The 16,953-nt window shown below is 74.1% G+C and carries 13 protein-coding genes and 1 pseudogene; 6 read left to right on the forward strand and 8 right to left on the reverse strand.

Features of this window, described 5'->3' with window-relative positions; genetic code table 11:
• Window positions 1–3 precede the first annotated feature (3 nt).
• From katG to ACNJ93_RS32900, 3 genes are all read right to left on the reverse strand, one after another.
• A complete protein-coding gene (gene katG, locus ACNJ93_RS32890) occupies window positions 4–2,199 on the reverse strand; it encodes a catalase/peroxidase HPI (protein WP_418961129.1) in 2,196 nt (731 codons plus the stop codon).
• Between the two features lie 240 nt (window positions 2,200–2,439).
• Complete coding sequence (locus ACNJ93_RS32895) at window positions 2,440–4,023, reverse strand: mucoidy inhibitor MuiA family protein (RefSeq protein WP_418961130.1); 1,584 nt, start codon at window positions 4,021–4,023, stop codon at window positions 2,440–2,442.
• An 8-nt stretch (window positions 4,024–4,031) separates the two neighbouring features.
• Window positions 4,032–6,161: a DUF4139 domain-containing protein gene (locus tag ACNJ93_RS32900; protein WP_418961131.1), complete on the reverse strand. Its 2,130-nt coding sequence runs from the start codon at window positions 6,159–6,161 to the stop codon at window positions 4,032–4,034.
• A 142-nt stretch (window positions 6,162–6,303) separates the two neighbouring features.
• On the opposite strand from ACNJ93_RS32900, the gene ACNJ93_RS32905 reads away from it, so the two are divergent.
• Window positions 6,304–6,657 carry an MmcQ/YjbR family DNA-binding protein gene (locus ACNJ93_RS32905; protein WP_418961132.1) on the forward strand — a complete coding sequence of 118 codons (354 nt, stop codon included), beginning with the start codon at window positions 6,304–6,306 and terminating at the stop codon, window positions 6,655–6,657.
• Window positions 6,658–6,667: 10 nt separating this feature from the next.
• Here the strand turns inward: ACNJ93_RS32905 and ACNJ93_RS32910 are convergent, their stop codons facing one another.
• From ACNJ93_RS32910 to rox, 3 genes are all read right to left on the reverse strand, one after another.
• Window positions 6,668–7,915 (reverse strand): MFS transporter, encoded by a 1,248-nt coding sequence (locus ACNJ93_RS32910; protein ID WP_418961133.1) that lies wholly within the window; start codon window positions 7,913–7,915, stop codon window positions 6,668–6,670.
• Window positions 7,912–9,249, reverse strand: a complete 1,338-nt coding sequence (locus ACNJ93_RS32915; protein ID WP_418961605.1) for a GH1 family beta-glucosidase — start codon at window positions 9,247–9,249, stop codon at window positions 7,912–7,914. The genes ACNJ93_RS32910 and ACNJ93_RS32915 overlap by 4 nt, the downstream gene beginning before the upstream one ends.
• A gap of 196 nt (window positions 9,250–9,445) precedes the next feature.
• Complete coding sequence (gene rox / locus ACNJ93_RS32920; RefSeq protein ID WP_418961134.1) at window positions 9,446–10,876, reverse strand: rifampin monooxygenase; 1,431 nt, start codon at window positions 10,874–10,876, stop codon at window positions 9,446–9,448.
• Window positions 10,877–11,019: 143 nt separating this feature from the next.
• On the opposite strand from rox, the gene ACNJ93_RS32925 reads away from it, so the two are divergent.
• Entirely contained in the window at window positions 11,020–11,451 is a 432-nt protein-coding gene (locus ACNJ93_RS32925) for a PaaI family thioesterase (protein WP_418961135.1), read from the forward strand.
• A gap of 76 nt (window positions 11,452–11,527) precedes the next feature.
• Window positions 11,528–12,907 carry a serine/threonine-protein kinase gene (locus ACNJ93_RS32930; protein ID WP_418961606.1) on the forward strand — a complete coding sequence of 460 codons (1,380 nt, stop codon included), beginning with the start codon at window positions 11,528–11,530 and terminating at the stop codon, window positions 12,905–12,907.
• A gap of 16 nt (window positions 12,908–12,923) precedes the next feature.
• Here ACNJ93_RS32930 and ACNJ93_RS32935 read toward each other — a convergent pair whose 3' ends face one another.
• Window positions 12,924–13,523 (reverse strand): dihydrofolate reductase family protein, encoded by a 600-nt coding sequence (locus ACNJ93_RS32935; protein WP_418961136.1) that lies wholly within the window; start codon window positions 13,521–13,523, stop codon window positions 12,924–12,926.
• A 125-nt stretch (window positions 13,524–13,648) separates the two neighbouring features.
• Between ACNJ93_RS32935 and ACNJ93_RS32940 the strand changes: the two are divergent.
• A pseudogene (locus ACNJ93_RS32940) lies at window positions 13,649–14,173 on the forward strand (GNAT family N-acetyltransferase); the annotation flags it as partial.
• 706 nt (window positions 14,174–14,879) lie between these two features.
• Here the strand turns inward: ACNJ93_RS32940 and ACNJ93_RS32945 are convergent.
• Complete coding sequence (locus ACNJ93_RS32945) at window positions 14,880–15,617, reverse strand: transporter substrate-binding domain-containing protein (RefSeq protein ID WP_418961137.1); 738 nt, start codon at window positions 15,615–15,617, stop codon at window positions 14,880–14,882.
• A gap of 163 nt (window positions 15,618–15,780) precedes the next feature.
• Between ACNJ93_RS32945 and ACNJ93_RS32950 the strand changes: the two genes are divergently transcribed.
• Together ACNJ93_RS32950 and ACNJ93_RS32955 are read left to right on the forward strand one after the other, a co-directional pair.
• Window positions 15,781–16,209 carry a pyridoxamine 5'-phosphate oxidase family protein gene (locus ACNJ93_RS32950; RefSeq protein WP_418961607.1) on the forward strand — a complete coding sequence of 143 codons (429 nt, stop codon included), beginning with the start codon at window positions 15,781–15,783 and terminating at the stop codon, window positions 16,207–16,209.
• Between the two features lie 43 nt (window positions 16,210–16,252).
• A complete protein-coding gene (locus tag ACNJ93_RS32955) occupies window positions 16,253–16,930 on the forward strand; it encodes a macro domain-containing protein (RefSeq protein WP_418961138.1) in 678 nt (225 codons plus the stop codon).
• Window positions 16,931–16,953: the final 23 nt, after the last annotated feature.

The following is a 16,953-nucleotide window of genomic DNA, read 5'->3' on the forward strand; positions in this document are numbered from 1 at the left end:
GGGTCAGCGACGCAGGTCGAACCGGTCCAGGTTCATCACCTTGTCCCACGCGGCCACGAAGTCCCGCACGAACTTCTCGTCCCCGTCCGAGGAGGCGTACACCTCGGACAGCGCACGGAGCTGCGAGTGCGAGCCGAACACCAGGTCCACCGGCGTGGCCGTCCACTTGACCTCGCCCGTGACGCGGTCCCGTCCCTCGTAGACGTTCTCGTCGTCCGTCGACGTCTTCCACTCCGTGCCCATGTCGAGCAGGTTGACGAAGAAGTCGTTCGTCAGTGTCCCGGGGCGGTCGGTGAACACGCCGTGCCGCGCGCCCTTGTACCCGGTGTCCAGGGCCCGCATCCCGCCGATGAGGGCCGTCATCTCCGGCGCCGACAGGTTCAGCAGGTTCGCGCGGTCCAGCAGCAGCGTCTCCGGCGACAGCTTCTCGTCCGCCTGCACGTAGTTGCGGAACCCGTCCGCCCGGGGCTCCAGGACGGCGAACGCCTCGACGTCCGTGTCCTCCTGCGAGGCGTCCGTGCGCCCCGGAGCGAACGGCACGGTGATGTCGTGGCCGGCGTTCCTCGCCGCCCGCTCCACCGCCGCGCAGCCGGCCAGCACGATCAGGTCGGCCAGCGAGATCTGCACCCCGCCGTCGTGCGCACGGTTGAACTCCTGCTGGATCCGCTCCAGCGCCGCCACCGTCTCCTTCACCTCGGGCAGGTCGTTGACCTCCCAGTCCTTCTGCGGCGCCAGCCGCAGCCGGGCGCCGTTGGCGCCGCCGCGCTTGTCGGTGCCGCGGAAGCTCGCCGCCGCCGCCCACGCCGTGGTGACCAGCTGGGCCGGCGACAGGCCGGATCCGAGCACCGTCTCCTTGAGCTCGGCGACCTCCGCGTCCCCGACCAGCGGGTGGGAGACCGGCGGCACGGGGTCCTGCCACAGCTGCGGCTCCGCCACCCACGGCCCGAGGTACCGCGACAGCGGACCCATGTCGCGGTGCAGCAGCTTGTACCAGGCCTTGGCGAACGCGGTCGCCAGCTCGTCCGGGTTCTCGTGGAAGCGCTTCGAGATCGGCCCGTAGACCGGATCCAGCTTCAGCGCCAGGTCCGTCGTCAGCATCATCGGGGCGTGCCGCTTCGACGGGTCGTGGGCGTCGGGCACGGTGCCCTGCGCGGCCGGGTCCGTCGGCGTCCACTGCTTCGCCCCCGCCGGGCTCGTCGTCAGCTCCCAGTCGTAGCGGAACAGGTTGTCGAGATAGCCGTTGTCCCACCTCGTCGGCTCGTTCGTCCACGCGCCCTCGAGCCCGCTGGTCAGCGCGTACGGGCCGACGCCGGTGCCCTGGGTGTTCCGCCAGCCGATGCCCTGCTGCTCGATCGGAGCCGCCTCCGGCTCCGGACCGACGTACGAGGGGTCCACCGCGCCGTGGCACTTGCCGAAGGTGTGACCGCCGACGATCAGCGCCACGGTCTCCTCGTCGTTCATCGCCATCCGGCCGAACGTCTCCCGGATGTCCCGCGCCGCCGCCAGCGGGTCCGGATTGCCGTTCGGGCCCTCCGGGTTGACGTAGATCAGGCCCATCTGCACGGCCCCGAACGGACCCTGCAGCTCACGGTCGCCCGCGTAGCGCTCGTCCCCGAGCCAGGTGTCCTCCGGACCCCAGAAGATCTCCTCCGGCTCCCAGATGTCCTCGCGGCCGAAACCGAACCCGAAGGTCCTGAACCCCATCGACTCCATCGCGCAGTTGCCCGCGAACACCAGCAGGTCCGCCCACGAGATCTTCCGGCCGTACTTCTGCTTCACCGGCCACAGCAGCCGGCGCGCCTTGTCGAGGCTCGCGTTGTCCGGCCAGCTGTTGAGCGGTGCGAAGCGCTGCGCACCGCTGCCGCCGCCGCCCCGGCCGTCGGCGATGCGGTACGTGCCCGCCGCGTGCCAGCTCATCCGGATGAACAGCGGCCCGTAGTGGCCGTAGTCGGCCGGCCACCACTCCTGGGAGGCCGTCATCACCTCCATGACGTCCCGCTTCAGCGCCTCGACGTCGAGCGTCGCGAACTCCGCCGCGTAGTCGAAGCCCTCGTCCATGGGATCCGCGTGGGGCGAGTGCTGATGGAGGACCTGGAGGTCCAGTTGGTTCGGCCACCAGTCCCGGTTCGACCTGGGGCGACGCGTCGGGGTGGGGCTGGGGGAAGGGATTGCCGGGTTCTCGCTCTCGCTGCCGGACACGTCCGACCTTCTTCCTGTCTCGGTGCTCACCGCGGCGGCTGCCGTGCTGGACACTGCCTGCTTTGTCCGCTTCGTATCGTCGCGCAGGGCAGCGCGGACCGCAGCGGGAACACGCGGGGCGAACCGGAAGGAGTGGGGCGGCGGAGGGCGAGGGCGTAGGGGGGCGAAGGCGACGGAGAGGCGATGGCGGCGGAGGACCGATCCCGGCCGGCCCTCCCGTTGCCGTCGCCGTCGCCGTCGTCAGAGTCCGGCGACCTTGGCGCTCGCCGACAGCTCGTACACCAGCGTGACCGTACGACGGCCGCCGGGCGCGAGCGGCACGTCCCAGCGGACGATGCCCTCCGCGTCGACCGCGTCGGGGGCCGGGGAGCACGACTCCTTGCGCAGGCGCACCTCCACCGCCGACACCTCGGACACCGGGATCCGCTCCCGGACCACGACCGTCCGCTCGCCCTGCTCGCCGGGGGCGGAGAACCGGGACAAGTGCAGCCGGACCGTACGCGTCACCACCGTGTGCTGCATCAGCCCGCCGGTGTCCCGCGACTCCTCCGTCTCCCGGACCACACGGTGGTCGTCACAGCTCCCGAAGGCCAGCTCGACGGGCGCGCCCGGCGCCGTGAAGTCCAGCGTGCCGCGGCCGGCGAACCCGCTGTCGCGGACCAGGTCCACCGGGCCCGCGAGCAGTGCGTGCCCGGACCGGTTGTCGCACCGCACGACCCGCGTGACCAGCGGCGACAGCTCGGGCGCGCAGGCGTACTCGTTGCGCGCGGCGGTCGTGAACTCCGACAGCGGTACCCGGTGGGCCCGGCCGTCGGACGGCACCGAGACCGACGCGGGAGCGGCGAGCACCCGCGTCTGCCCACCGTCGTCCACGCCCGGCAGACCCTGCACCGGGACCGGGCCGAGGTCCGCGATCTCCTCCTCGCGGAGCTCGACGTCGACGGTGCGGCGCTCCGCCGCCGTGCGGTCCTTCAGCGTCAGCCGGTCCTCGCCGAGCCGCGGCGGGTCGGAGGCCAGGGTGGACCGGGCCGTCGACAGGGTCAGCCGCACGTCCGACCAGTCCTCGCCGGTGCGCTGCCAGACCACCGCCTCGGTCTCCAGCGTCAGCGCGTCCCCGTCGAGCACCGCCCGGTACGCGGGCCGCCACAGCGCGCACGGGGTGAGGTGCCCGACGCGCAGCTCCGCCGGACCGGCCGCGGCGGCGTCCACCGTCAGTTCCACGTGCGCGACCAGTTCCGCGGGCCGCTCCTCGGACGCGTCCAGCGCCCGCTGTGCCTGCACCAGCTCGCCGCGCAGGGCGGCGAGGCGGGCCTCGGCGGAGCGCAGGCGCTCCCCGTACGCGTCCCGCTCGCCGTCCACGCGGTCCAGCTCACGGGTCCAGCGTTCCCGGTCGGTCGTCCCGGCGCCCGCGGCCTCGCCGCACTCGCGCAACAGGTCGGCGGCGAGCCGGCCGAGGAGGTCGAGCCGGCCGCGCAGCCGGTCGCACTCGCGGTCCAGCGCCGTCCGCTCCTCCTCCAGTTCGTGCACCCGGTGCCGCAGCGCCGAGTCGTCGTCGGACGGCCGCGGCCCCTGCGGCGTCCACGTGCGCACCAGGCGCGCGTCGAGCACGGTCGCCGTGTGGGGGCCGGTCAGCTCGGCGTGCAGCGTGCGGTCGACGGCCAGGGCGCTGACCGGACCGAGCCGCAGCCGCTGCACCCCGGCCGCCAGGTCGAGCCGGACGCCGCGCTCGACGTGCGCCCGGTCCTCCAGGCACGTCACGGCGGTGACGGGCAGGGGGATCGCGGTCGCGGACGCGGAGGCGGCGGACGTGGTGATGACGGTCATGATGTGCCTCAGCTCCTGCGGTTGCCGCCGACGAGGGCCTTGCCGGCCGGGATGCGGATCTCGTAGCCGCCGTCGAGCGCGGCGGTGCCGCCGGCGGGCAGTTCGACCCGCCACAGGCGGGTGCCGGGGGAGTGGTGCTCGGGCGCGTGCTCCGCGGAACTGTCGTCCCGGGGCTTCGTCCAGTCGGCGCGCTCCTCGATCCGGACGTCCGCCTCCGAGGTGACGGGCACCCGCTCACGGACCTCGACCGTGACCGGCCGGGCCAGGCCGTTGGCCAGCTCCACATGCACCTGGTGGTCGAGCACGGTGACGTTGTTGCGCAGCCCCGCGGTCGACTCGTTGAGATGCGTGCGCCGGGTCACGCGGATGCCCTCGGCGGGCCCGAGACCCACCCGGCGCACCCCGCCGGGCGCCAGCGTCGGCAGGGCGGCGGTCAGCAGGAAGTCGCCGTCGAGGGAGACCTCCACCGGACCCGCGAGCAGCGCCTGGTCGGTGGCGTTGGAGAGCACCAGCGTCGCGTACACCGTCGGCTCCACCGACGGCACGCACAGGTACTCGGTGCGCAGCCCGATCGGGATCTCGCCGACCGTGACGGTGTGCCACACGCCGTCCGACGGGATGTCGACGCGCGCGGCGGCGTCGTAGCGGTGGTCGAACGAACCCGCCGACGTCCGCGGCCGCACCGCGTGCCCCGGCAGCGCCAGTCCGGCCACCGCCTCGGCGCGCCGGCGGTGCTCCGCGGACACCGGGTCGAACGGGGCGTCGGGGAACAGCAGGCCGCGGCGGCCCGCCCCTTCGTTGGGACCGCCCAGCACCAAGGCGGCGTAGTCCAGTTCGTCGCCGCTCGGCCGCGGCGGACCGAGGACGGGCTCAGGAGGCGGGGACGGCGCGGCCATGCCCGGAGCGGCCGGGCCGGCGGGCGCCTGCGGCTCGGCGGACCGGGTTCGGCCCCCCGGCCGCCCACCGCCGGCGGGGCGTGCGCGGACCGCCGGCGGAGCGGCGGCCGCGGGCGCCGGCGGGGGCGGGCCGCCGTAGGCGGCGCCGGGCACGGGGAGCGGCGCGCCGTACGCCGGCGCGGCCGGTGGAGCGGCTACAGGCATCGGCGGCGGAGGCATCGGGACGTCCGCGGCCCCGCCCACCAGCTCCGTCGTGTCGGCGAGCCCCACGGAGGCCACGCCGCCCCCGTACGCGCCGCCGACGTACGGGCCTGCCGGAGCCGGCCCGGCCGCCTCGTACCCGGCGAAGAGATCGGCGAGCCCGGCAGGCGGCTCCCGCCACCCCGAGGGCGCGGGCGCCGGCTGGCGCCGCCCGATCCGGACGGAGCGCAGCCGCGGCAGGTCGGTGCGCCGGCGCAGGTCCGCGGTGGCCAGGGCCAGCCGCACGCCGGTCCAGTCCTCGCCGGTCCGCTGGGCGACCGAGGCGCGCAGCACGAGCCGCCCGGCGCCGTCGCCCTGACGGTACGTGAGCCGGTACGCGGGCACCCACACGGCGCCCGGCACCCCGTACTCCAGCTCCAGCGCGACCTCCGCGCCGGCCGGGCCGTCGAGGGCCACGACCGCGCGGACCGCGGTCTCCACGTGCGCCGAGGGCGCATTGCCGGACGCCCGGGCGAGCCGGTCCTCGGCGACGTCCAGCGCGTGCTCCAGGTCGCGCAGCGTCGTCTCCAGCTCGGCGAGACCGGCGTGCAGTACGGCCAGCCGCTCGTCGACGAAATCGGCCAGTTCGAGCCACGCCTCGACCGGCGTGGCACGCGGCGGATCCTCGCGCTTGCGGCCCGGCGGCACCGGCTGCAGCGCGGCGATCTCCTTGATCCGGGCCAGCTGCCGGTCGCGGCGGGCCTGCGTCGCCGCGTGCTCGTCACGCAGCCGCTCGGCCTCGCGCCGCAGCTCGTCGGCGTCCTCGTCGGCGCGCGGACCGGCCTCGACCTCCACCCGCGCCTCGGTGACCCGCACCCCGACCCCGTCCACGACCCGGGCCCGCAGCGAGCCGGGGTCCAGCGAGCGCGGCAGCCCCGTCACCCGTACCCGGCCGCCCTGCGGCACCGTGCCGCGCGCGACACGACGGCAGAGCGCGCCCTGCGCGTACACCACCACCGCGTCGAGACCCGACTCCCACGCGTCAACCGCCCCAGCCGTCATGAGCTCCCGCCCCCCAGCGTCGTCCGTGCAGGAAGAAGCCTACGCCCCGCCGGCGCGCCCGTCCCGGGCCGGCCGTTCCCCTCGGGGCGTGCCGCCCCCGGCCGTTGGGACCGATGTCAGTGGCGCGGCGTACGGTCGGTCCATGAGCACTTCCGACGAAGTCCGCGCACTCGCCCTCTCCCTGCCGGGGACGACGGAGAAGGAGGCATGGTCCATGCCCACCTTCCGGGTCGCCGGGAAGATGTTCCTCACCCTGCCCGAGGACGAGACGTCGATGGCCGTGCGCTGCCCGAAACTGGAGCGCGACGAACTGGTCCTGGCCGAGCCGGAGAAGTTCTGGGTCGCCGACCACGAGGCGGCGTTCGCCTGGGTGCGGGTCCGTCTCGCGGCCCTCGACGACGCGGACGAACTGCGCGCCATCGTCGTGGACTCCTGGAGACAGGCCGCCCCGGCCCGACTCCTCGACGCCCACCCCGAACTGGGCGCCCCGGCCTGACCCGGGGGACTCAGGCGACCCCGCGGATCCGCCGCACGAGCAGGGCGCCCGCGAGTCCCGCCCCGGCCGCCGTCAGGAACAGGGCCGGATAGCCGCCGAGGTGGTTGACGAGCGGCGCGGCCAGGGCGGGGGCGGCCACCTGGGGCAGGGAGTTGGCGACGTTGACGACGCCGAGGTCCTTGCCCCGGTCCCGCGCCTCCGGCAGGACGTCGGTCATCAGGGCGAAGTCGACGGACGTGAAGACGCCGAAGCCGATCCCGAGGAGCGCCGCCGCGACCACCGCGCCCGGCCAGGTCTGCCAGACCGCCAGCATCCCCGTGGCGGCGGCCGTCAGCACACCCGACCAGAACACGAACGGCTTGCGCCGCCCCACCCGGTCCGACCAGACACCGCCGACGACGACCGTGGCGAGCAGCGTGGCGCCGTTGACCGCGGTGAGCACGAGCACGCCGAAGCCGGGATCCTCGTACCGCAACCCGTCGCGCAGGTAGTAGAAGAGGTACAGCAGCACCAGGGAGTTGCCCAGGTTGATCAAAAACCGGGTCAGCCAGGCCCAGCCGAAGTCCGGATACCGCCGCGGGCTCAGCCAGAACCCCGCCAGGAACCCCCGCCACGACCACACCGGCCGCTCCGCCGCGGCCAGCCGCAGGTCGGGGTACCTCAGCACGTACGGCGCGACCCCGACCAGCGTGAACACCGCGCAGGCCGCGTACCCGCCGCCGACCCCGCCCACCACCGTCGCCAGGCCCGTACCGACGACCACACCGAGGAGCTGTGCCGCGCCCAGCCAGCCGCCCACGGCCCCGCGCTGCGCCCGCGGCACCCGGTCCGGCACGGCAGCCGTCACGGCGGCGAACGCCGCGTTGAGCGTGAGCTGCACCAGCCCCCAGCCCACGAACAGCTCCGCCGGTCCCTCCGCGCCCGCGAGCAGCAGCAGCGACAGCGCGCCGCCGCCCGTACCGGCGACGATCCACGGCGTCCGGCGCCCGTGCCGCGACACCGTACGGTCCGACACCGCGCCGAACAGCGGATTGGCCACCAGCGACACCACCGCGCCCACCCCGGTCACCCACGCGAGCAGGGACTCCTTGGACAGCCCGGAGGCCGGCGCGAACAGCTCGGCCTGCCGGGCCAGCAGGATCTGCAGCGGCCCGTACCAGCCCACCCAGATCGCCCCGTTGGCGAGCGACAGCGCCGCCGTCCATCCCCGGCCCACCCGGCCGGCCGGCTCCGCGAACGCCGCGGCGGCCGCGGTCATGCGCGCTGCGCCCGCAGCGCGTCGCGCAGCCAGTGGTACGAGGACTTCGGCGTACGGACCTGGGTGCCGTAGTCGACGTGCACGAGACCGAAGCGCTTCGTGTACCCCTCCGCCCACTCGAAGTTGTCCATCAGCGACCACACGAAGTAGCCGCGCACGTCCACGCCCGCCGTCATCGCCCCGTGCAGCGCCCGCAGATGGCCGTCCAGGTACGCGATCCGCTCCTGGTCGTCGATCCCCTCGTACGCGCAGCCGTTCTCCGTGATCACCACCGGAGGCAGCCGGTCCCCGTACCGGTCGCGGAAGCCCACGAGCAGCTCGGTCAGCGCCTCCGGCACGACCGGCCAGCCGAAGTCCGTGACCGGACGGCCGTCGATCTCCCGGACGGAGAAGGGGAGTCCGGGCGGCAGGGAGATCCCGGAGAACTCGGTGGCGCCGTCGTCCGGACCGCCGGGCGCGCCCACCTTCGTGGGCTGGTAGTAGTTGATGCCGTACCAGTCGAGCGTGTCCCGGGAGATGACCTCCAGATCCGCCGCGACGTCCCCCGGCATCAACTCGCCCAGCCCCGCCGGGTACGCGCCGAGCAGCAGCGGGTCCGAGAACAACCGGTTCAGGATCACGTCGTAGAACTCGGCGGCCTCCGTGTCGGCCGGATCCGCCGAGGCCGGCCAGGTCGGGCCGTGCGAGTTCGCGATGCCGATGTCCCGCACCCCCGCCGCCCGCAGCGCCCGCGCCGCCAGTCCGTGCGCCAGGAGCTGGTGGTGCGCCACCGGCAGGGCGTCGAACAGCAGCTTCTTCCCCGGCGCATGCGTGCCGAGCGCATGACCCAGCAGGGTGTGTTCGGCGGGCTCGTTGAGCGTGATCCACTTCGTCACCCGGTCGCCCAGGCGCGCGACGACGAGGGCCGCGTACTCGGCGAAGCGGAACGCGGTGTCCCGCTCCAGCCAGTCCAGGCCCGCCGGCAGATCCCAGTGGAACAGCGTCGGCACCGGCCGCACACCCCGCGCGCACAGCTCGTCCACCAGCCGGTCGTAGAAGTCCAGCCCGCCCGGCGACAGGACGCGCGTCCAGGACACCGAGAAGCGGTACGCGTCCACACCCAGATCCGCGAGGAGCGCCACGTCCTCGCGATAGCGCGCGACGTGGTCGCACGCCACCACGGCCGTCGACCCGTCCCGGACGTTCCCCGGCTCCGCCGTGAACAGGTCCCACACGGACGGCCCGCGCCCGTCGACAGCGCCCTCGATCTGGTGGGCGGACGTCGAGACGCCCCACAGGAAGTCACGCGGGAACTCGGGAAGACGGTCGGGGGTGTCAGCCATGCCCGCGATCATCGATACCGGCCAGTAGGAAGTCAATGGCCCTGCAGCGAACGGCTGTTGGCGGCTGCTGCTGTACCGGGCGGCGGACGACCGGTTCGACCCGCCGCCCGCCGCCCGCCGCCCGCCGCCCGCCGCCCGCCGCCCGCCGCCCGCCGCCCTCCGCCCTCCGCCGAGCCGCCTGGGCCGCCCGCCGCCCGGGCCGACCGGCTCAGCCCAGGTCGGCCGCGCCGAACCAGGTGGGCAGGCTGTCGGTCAGCCCCCGCTGGTCCTCGCCCACCCAGGCCACGTGCCCGTCCGGCCGCAGCAGCACCGCCGGAACGTCCAGCTCCGCGCTGACGTCGACGACGTGGTCCACCCGGTCCTCCCAGCCCGCGACCGAGAGCCGCCCGGTCCCGTCGAGGAGCAGCCCGCGACCGCGGTGCATCAGCCCGTACAGGCGTCCGTCCTTCAGCGCCACGTCCCGCAGCCGCCGCCCGAGAAGCTCGTGACCCTCGCCGAAGTCGTACCGGACCGAGACCCCGGCGACCTTCCCGATCAGGTACGTGTTCACCTCCTCGATCTCCATCAGCTCCGCCAGCAGCCGGCGCACCGCCTGCGGACCGGGCTCCAGCGACATCAGCTCCATCTGCGCCCGCGTGTTGTCGAGCACGGCCGCGGCCACCGGGTGCCGCTCGCTCTCGTAACTGTCGAGCAGCCCTTCCGGCGCCCAGCCGGCGACGGCCGCGGCCAGCTTCCAGCCGAGGTTGAACGCGTCCTGCACGCCGAGGTTGAGGCCCTGGCCGCCGGTGGGCGGGTGGATGTGCGCGGCGTCGCCCGCCAGAAGCACCCGGCCGACCCGGTACCGCTCCGCCTGACGCGTCGCGTCACCGAAACGCGAGAGCCAGCGGGGCGAGTGCGCGCCGAAGTCGGTCCCGGCGACCGCCCGCAGCCGTTCCTTGAACTCCTCGAAGCTCTGCGGAGCGGTACGGTCCTCCGTCAGCCCCTCCGCCGGCACCACCAGGCGGTACAGGCCGTCGCCGAGCGGCACGGCGCCGAACCGGATCACGGTCCTGCGGACCTCGGCGATCCTGGCCATCAGCGTCTCCGGCGGCACGTCCACCCGCACCTCGGCCAGCAGCGTCTCCACCCGCGCGGGCTCGCCCGGGAACCCGACGCCGATCAGCCTGCGCACCGTGCTCCGGCCGCCGTCGCAGCCCACCAGGTAGCGCGAGCGCAGCCGCGTGCCGTCGGCCAGCTCGGCGGTCACCCCGTCCTCGTCCTGCCTCAGTCCGACCAGTTCGGTGCCGCGCCGGATCTCGGCGCCCAGCTCCGTCGCGTGCTCGGTCAACAGCCGCTCCGTCACGTTCTGAGGGATGCCGAGGACGTACGAATGGGCCGTGTCCAGCCGGCTCGGCCACGACGTGCCGAGCCCCGCGAAGAACCCCCCCACCCGGAACTGCTGCCCGTGCGCGAGGAACCGGTCCAGCAGCCCTCGCTGATCCATGATCTCGACGCTGCGGGCGTGCAGCCCCAGCGCGCGGACCTCGTCCGCCGGTCGTGCCGCCTTCTCCAGCACCACCACGTCCACGCCCTGCAGCCGCAGCTCGCTCGCGAGCATCAGACCGGTCGGACCGCCGCCGACGACGATGACGTCACTCATTCATTCCCCCTGAAACTTTGCTGAGGTCGGCGATTCTGCAGGACCACCGGGGCCTTGCGGCAAGGCCCCCCGTGCGCTATAAGTTGAGCATGGCGAGGAGTATGTGACTCCTTGCCGTTTCTGTTTTCCGGGGGGACAGCGCCATGACGAACGAACTCACCGCCTTCGCACACGCCGTCTTCGACGCCCAGCCGTTCAGCAAGTTCCTGGGCGCCGAACTGGGCGACGTGGGCCCGGACTTCGCGGAGATCCGCGTCCAGGTGCGGCCCGAACTGCTGCAGCAGCACGGCTTCGTGCACGGCGGCGTCCTGAGCTACCTCGCCGACAACGCGCTGACGTTCGCCGGCGGTCTCGCCCTCGGCGGTGACGCGCTGACCGCGGAATACAAGATCAACTACGCGAAGCCGGCCACCGGCGAGACCGTCGTCGCCCGCGCCAGGGCGCTCGTCACCACCCGCCGCCAGGCGGTCTGCCAGTGCACCCTCCACACCGTGTCGGCCGACGGCGAGGAGCGCCTGGTCGCCGTGGCCCAGGGCACGATAGTCGCCGCCGGCGAACGCGGCCCGCAGAGCTGACACGGCGGCAGAAGACCCCTCCGACCTGCGTCATACTGATGCGCGCCGGAACACAGGGGGAGGCGGACAGTACATGATGCACGGGCCGGACGGGGCGGACGCAGGGGACGGGACCGGCGGTCCGGACCGTGCGGGACTGCCCGCGCGCATCGGGGCGTACGCCGTGGAGCGCGAGCTCGGCGCCGGCGGCATGGGCACCGTCTACCTCGCGCGCTCGCGCGGCGGACGCGCGGTGGCCGTGAAGGTGGCCCGCCCGGAACTCGCCGGCGACGCGCACTTCCGCGAGCGCTTCCGGGCCGAGGTCGCCGCCGCCCGCAGCGTGGGCGGCTTCCACACCGCCCCGGTCGTCGACGCCGACCCCGAGGCCCCGGCGCCCTGGCTCGCCACGGCGTACATCCCCGGGCCGACGCTCGCCCGCCTGCTGGAGACCGAGGGGCCGAGGGACGAGGCGGGGCTGCGCGGGCTCGGCGCCGCGCTCGCCGAGGCACTGGACGCCATCCACCGCTGCGGGCTGGTCCACCGCGACCTGAAGCCCGGCAACATCATCATGGCTCCGGACGGCCCGCGGGTCCTGGACTTCGGCATCGCGCGGGCCCTGGAGTCGACACGCCTGACGGCCACCGGCGTGGCCTTCGGCACGCCGGGCTTCCTCGCCCCGGAGCAGGCGCTCGGCCAGGAGGTCGGCGGCGCCGCCGACGTCTTCGCCCTGGGCGCCGTCCTCGTCGCGGCGTCCGGCGGCAGCGCCTTCGGCGGCGGTACGCCGATGGGCCTGATGTACCGGTCGGTCCACGAGGCGCCCGACCTGACCGCCGTCCCCGACGGCCTCCGGCCGGTCCTCGCGTCCTGCCTCGCCAAGGACCCCGCCGAGCGGCCCACTCCGGCCCAGCTCCTGGACCTGTTCGTCCCGGACACGGCACCGCCGCAGACCCCGACCGTGCCCGCCGCCCCGGTGGTTCCCGCCGCCCCCGCTGTCGTCACGCCCCCGCCGCCCGCGTACGCGCCCTCGTACCCGCCCGCGTACGGACCCGCCGCCGGCGCCTTCGGGCCACCCGTCCACGGGGCCGCCGGCGACGGTGCCTACGGACCGGCCGTCGCCGGCGCCCACGGTCCGATCGGTGCCGGTTCCTACGGTCCCGCAGGCGCGGTTCCGCTCCACCAGGCCCCGACCGCCGCCGCGCCCCTCGACGACGACGTGTCCTTCCTGGCGGTCACCGCCCACCGCTCCGTCCTGATCGACGCCTCGGGCGTCGCACTGGGAACGGAGACCGGCGACCTGGAGTTCCCCTGGCAGGCCGTCGCGGCCGTCGAGTACGCCGCCGTCGGCCCCAAGGACCTCGGCGTCACCGTCCGCCTCCACAACGGCGCCGTCCACCAGATCGTGCTCCCCGCCCGCAGGCGGTCCAAGCTGCGGGAGTGGATGGAGGACCTGCCGCTGGTCCTGGACTGCTACGTGTAGGGGCCTGGCCCGGGCGCTACTTCCGTACGCGGTAGCGCAGGTGGGTGACCCCCGATCCCTGGACGACGGTGACGGGCCCGTCGAACTGCACCGGTGCGCCGGCGAGTTCGCCGAACAGCGTCTTCCCGCCGCCCAGCACCACCGGCACCAGTTCGACGCCCACCTCGTCCAGCAGCCCGGCCTCCAGGCACTGCCGCGCCATCTGCCCGCCGTTCACCACGACGTTCCGGTCCCCGGCGAGCTCCTTCGCCTTGGCGACGGCGGCCTCGATGCCGTCGGTGACGAACACGAAGTTCTCGTCGTCCTCGGGCCGGTCCGCCGGGCGGTTGTGGGTGAGCACGACCGTGGGCACGTCCAGCGGATGCCGCCCGCCCCAGGCGCTCGTCAGGTCGTACAGGTACCGGCCGACCACCAGCGCGCCGATGCCCTCCCACTCGTGCCTGATCAGCTCGGCGCTCGCGGCCGAGATCCGCAGCGGCGGCAGGTCGGCTCCGGCCAACGGGATCTCCACGTCCCCGTTCCCGTGCCACTGGAACAGCAGGTCGAAGCCGCTCTCCTCGGGGCCGGCGATGAACCCGTCGAGCGACATCGTCGCGCCGGTGATGACCTTGCCCATGGTGCTCTCCTGGATGCTCGGGACGATCGGCGCCGTCACATTCTTCCCGCGGGCCCGGGCGTGAGCCGGTCGGCACGCCGGAAACCGTTCGCGGCGAGGGGAGGGCCCGGGGGAGACTCGCGGGCATGCGTGAACGCTGCGAAGTGTCAGAAGACCTGTGGTTGCGCCGCTGGACGCCCGAGGACGCCGGCGCCGTGCTGGAGGCGTTCGAGGGGCCGCTGATGAGCCGGCAGTCCGACGTGCCCCTCACGTCCCTCGCCGACGCCGGCCGCTGGATCACCGCCAGGGAGGAGCAGTGGACGGCGGGCACCGCGTACGCCTTCGCCGTGGTCGACGCCGCGGGGACCGCCCTGGGCAACGTCGCCGTCGGCGCCGTGAACCGCCGCCACCGGACCGGCTGGGTGTCGTACTGGACGACGCCCGCGGCCCGGGGCCGCGGCGTCGCGTCCCGGGCGTGCCGGACGCTGGCCCGCTGGTGCTTCGACGACCTCGGCCTGTACCGGCTCGAACTGGGCCACCGGCTCGACAACCCCGCGTCCTGCAAGGTCGCCCGCGCGGCGGGCTTCAGCGCCGAGGGCGTCGAACGCCGGAAGCTGGAGTACGACGGCCGCCGCTACGACGTCGAACGCCACGCGCGGCTGGCCACGGACGAGGAGCCGAAGGACGCGCCCCCGGCCCCGCCCACCCGCGAGGACGTCGCCACCCGCTGGCAGGCACTGGCCGACGGGGAGCTCTCCCGCGAGGCGGTGCACGCGTGGACGGTGCACTGGGTCGAGGGCGAGGGCGCGTTCACCGACCTCGACGGGCCGGTGACCACCGCCCTCACCTACCTCCACGGCTTCGACCTCTGCCGGGACCCGGCCCGCCCCTCCGCGGTGTGGCACGGCACCTCGGGGGAGGGGGAGTGGTACCACTCCCACGAGGACATCGTGGACGGCCTGCGCCGCTGGCGGCAGCAGTGCGAGCGGCACGACGCGGACGGCGAGCCCGCCGGCCGTGGCTCACTCCCGGAGTGAGCGAGCGAGGAGTGCATGAGCAAAGCCCGGGCCTCCGCGTCCGGCGGAGGACCGACGACGACGTCGAGCCGTGCGTGCGCGCACTCGCCGAGGTCCACCGCCGCGACGGCTATCCCGTGAACTGGCCCGAGCACCCCGACGCCTGGCTGACGCAGCCCTCCCGGCTGGACGCCTGGGTGGCCGAACGCGCGGGCCGCCTCGCCGGTCACGTCAGCCTCTCCCACGTACGAACGGCTCGGCTGGCGGCGCATGGCCATGGTCGAGCAGGACTGGAGCCCGTCGCAACGGGTGTCCGTCCACTGCTACGCGGCGCCGTCCTGACCGGTCGCGCCCGGTGCCTTCAGGAGGCCGCCGGCGGAGCCAGCAGGCTCACGTCCTGTCCCGAACGACGGAGGGACGCGGCCACGAAGCCGTTCGCCTTCAGCTCCTCCACCGTCGAGCGCAGGAAGGCGACGGTCGCCGCAGACCGGCTCACGGGCGTGCCGACCGCCTGGCGGATCTGCATGAAACGCTCGCCGATGAGGCGGACCTCCGGATGCGCGGCGGCGTAGGCGGTCATCGGCTGCCGGATGCCCGCGCCCGCCTCCAGGCCCTGCGCGGCGAACGTGTCGACGCCTTCCTCGCCCCGCACGAGCGTCGCGTGGCGCAGAGTGCGGGTGAGGAACAGGTCGTACGCGGAGCCCGCCTTCACGCCGACGCGCACGCCGGGCGCGTCGACGTCCTGCGGGCTCCGCAGCGCGGAGTCGCGCGGCACGGCGTACACGCCCTCGATGACGACGTACGGCTCCGTGAACGCCACCTCCGCCTCCCGCGCCGGGTCGACGGCGAGGAAGCACACATCGGCGCGCCCGCTCGCCATCGCCTCGTACGACTTGCGTGCCGCGTCGAAGCAGAGCAGCTCCACCGGCACCCCGAGCCGCGCCCCGAACTCGCGCGCCAGATCGACGGTGACGCCCGACGGCGCCTCCGGCGTGCCCTGCGCGAGCACGGGGTTGCCGAGATTGACGGAGGCGCGCAGGACGCCGGTGGGCGCCAGGTCGGAGACGAGATCCGGAGCGGGAGCGTGATCACGATGCATACGGGAAGTCTAGGCAGCACGTTCAAGGGCACCCCTGACCGTCCTGTCGGCCGCCGACGCAACAATCGGCTTGGCAGGGGCCGGTCGCCGACCCTAGCGTCACCCGGTGACGATACGACTCAACGATCCGGTCCGTGCGCTCCTCGACGACGTCAATCCGGCGGTGCTCGCCACCCGCCAGCCCGACGGTTCGCCGCAGACCTCCGTGGTGTGGGTGAGCCGGGACGGGGACGAGCTGCTGGTCTCCAGCCAGGCGGGACGCCGCAAGATCAAGAACATGGAGGCCGACCCCTGGGTCAGCCTCCTCGTGTACGACCGCCACGAGCCGCTGCGCTACGCCGAGATCCGGGGCCGTTTCCGAGGACGTCGGCCGCGCCCTGGCCGTCGCCCTCGCGGAGAGCTACGAAGGCCGGGGCGCGGGTCAGGAGTATCTGGAACTGCCGCCCGAGACCGTGCGGGTGGTCGTGCGGATCACTCCGACCAAGGTGATCGGCACCGCCGCCCGGGAAGAGTAGCCAACGCCCGGGCTGTACCGGGTGACGGGCGGTCATCGTCCCTGCTCCGAACCGGCGTTGTCAGTGGTGGCCGATAGCGTCGGGGGTGTTGGAAGGGCCGTTTCCCGACAGGAGTGGACGATGACCGAAGGCCGTGCGCAGAGCGCGCTCCGGGTGATGCTGACCGATGTCAACGAGGGCGTCGTGGAGGCGTGGCGGGCGGCGTTCGCCGACACGCCGGGGATCGAGATCCGGCGGGGCTCGATCCTCGACGAGGACGTCGACGCCTGGGTCAGCCCGACGAATTCCAAGGGCCGGATGGACGGCGGGCTCGACGGCGTCATCAAGCGGCACCTCGGCGCGGGCATCCAGCTGCGCGTGCAGCGGGCGATCCGCGACCGCTTCGGCGGCACCCTGCCCGTGGGCAGCGCGGTCTGCGTCCCGTCCGGTGCGACCGTCCCCCGTTTCGTCATATCGACGCCGACGATGGTGCAGTCCTCGCAGAACGTGAGCGCCACGCTCAACGTGGCCCTGGCCTGCGCCGCCGCCTTCCAGGCCGTCCACCGGCAGAACCGGAGCGCGCCGGGCAGCATCCGCTCCGTGGCGCTCGTCGGCCTGGGCGCGCAGACCGGCCGGGTGCCGGCCCGGGTGTGCGCCAACCTCATGTGGACCGGCTACACGCTGTTCCACGACCACTGGTTCGAGGACGACGACGAGCTGCGCACGACGATCGTCTCCCAGCTCGCCGGGATCGAGCACGAGCCGGTCGAGAAGCGGGTGCGCATCATGCCGCCGAAAGGGCATTCCTTTCGTCGCTGACCCTGCCCCGGCCTCAGCCTCCG

The organism is Streptomyces tritici (assembly GCF_048500665.1).
Taxonomy (GTDB): Bacteria; Actinomycetota; Actinomycetes; order Streptomycetales; family Streptomycetaceae; genus Streptomyces; species Streptomyces tritici.

Coding starts and splice junctions, on each gene's coding strand:
- ACNJ93_RS32900 (WP_418961131.1), bottom strand. CDS start 6,161: ATGACGGCTGGGGCGGTTGACGCGTGGGAGTCGGGTCTCGACGCGGTG.
- ACNJ93_RS32910 (WP_418961133.1), bottom strand. CDS start 7,915: ATGACCGCGGCCGCCGCGGCGTTCGCGGAGCCGGCCGGCCGGGTGGGC.
- rox (WP_418961134.1), bottom strand. CDS start 10,876: ATGAGTGACGTCATCGTCGTCGGCGGCGGTCCGACCGGTCTGATGCTC.
- ACNJ93_RS32935 (WP_418961136.1), bottom strand. CDS start 13,523: ATGGGCAAGGTCATCACCGGCGCGACGATGTCGCTCGACGGGTTCATC.
- ACNJ93_RS32895 (WP_418961130.1), bottom strand. CDS start 4,023: ATGACCGTCATCACCACGTCCGCCGCCTCCGCGTCCGCGACCGCGATC.
- ACNJ93_RS32945 (WP_418961137.1), bottom strand. CDS start 15,617: ATGCATCGTGATCACGCTCCCGCTCCGGATCTCGTCTCCGACCTGGCG.
- ACNJ93_RS32955 (WP_418961138.1), top strand. CDS start 16,253: ATGACCGAAGGCCGTGCGCAGAGCGCGCTCCGGGTGATGCTGACCGAT.
- ACNJ93_RS32915 (WP_418961605.1), bottom strand. CDS start 9,249: ATGATCGCGGGCATGGCTGACACCCCCGACCGTCTTCCCGAGTTCCCG.
- ACNJ93_RS32930 (WP_418961606.1), top strand. CDS start 11,528: ATGCACGGGCCGGACGGGGCGGACGCAGGGGACGGGACCGGCGGTCCG.
- ACNJ93_RS32905 (WP_418961132.1), top strand. CDS start 6,304: ATGAGCACTTCCGACGAAGTCCGCGCACTCGCCCTCTCCCTGCCGGGG.
- ACNJ93_RS32925 (WP_418961135.1), top strand. CDS start 11,020: ATGACGAACGAACTCACCGCCTTCGCACACGCCGTCTTCGACGCCCAG.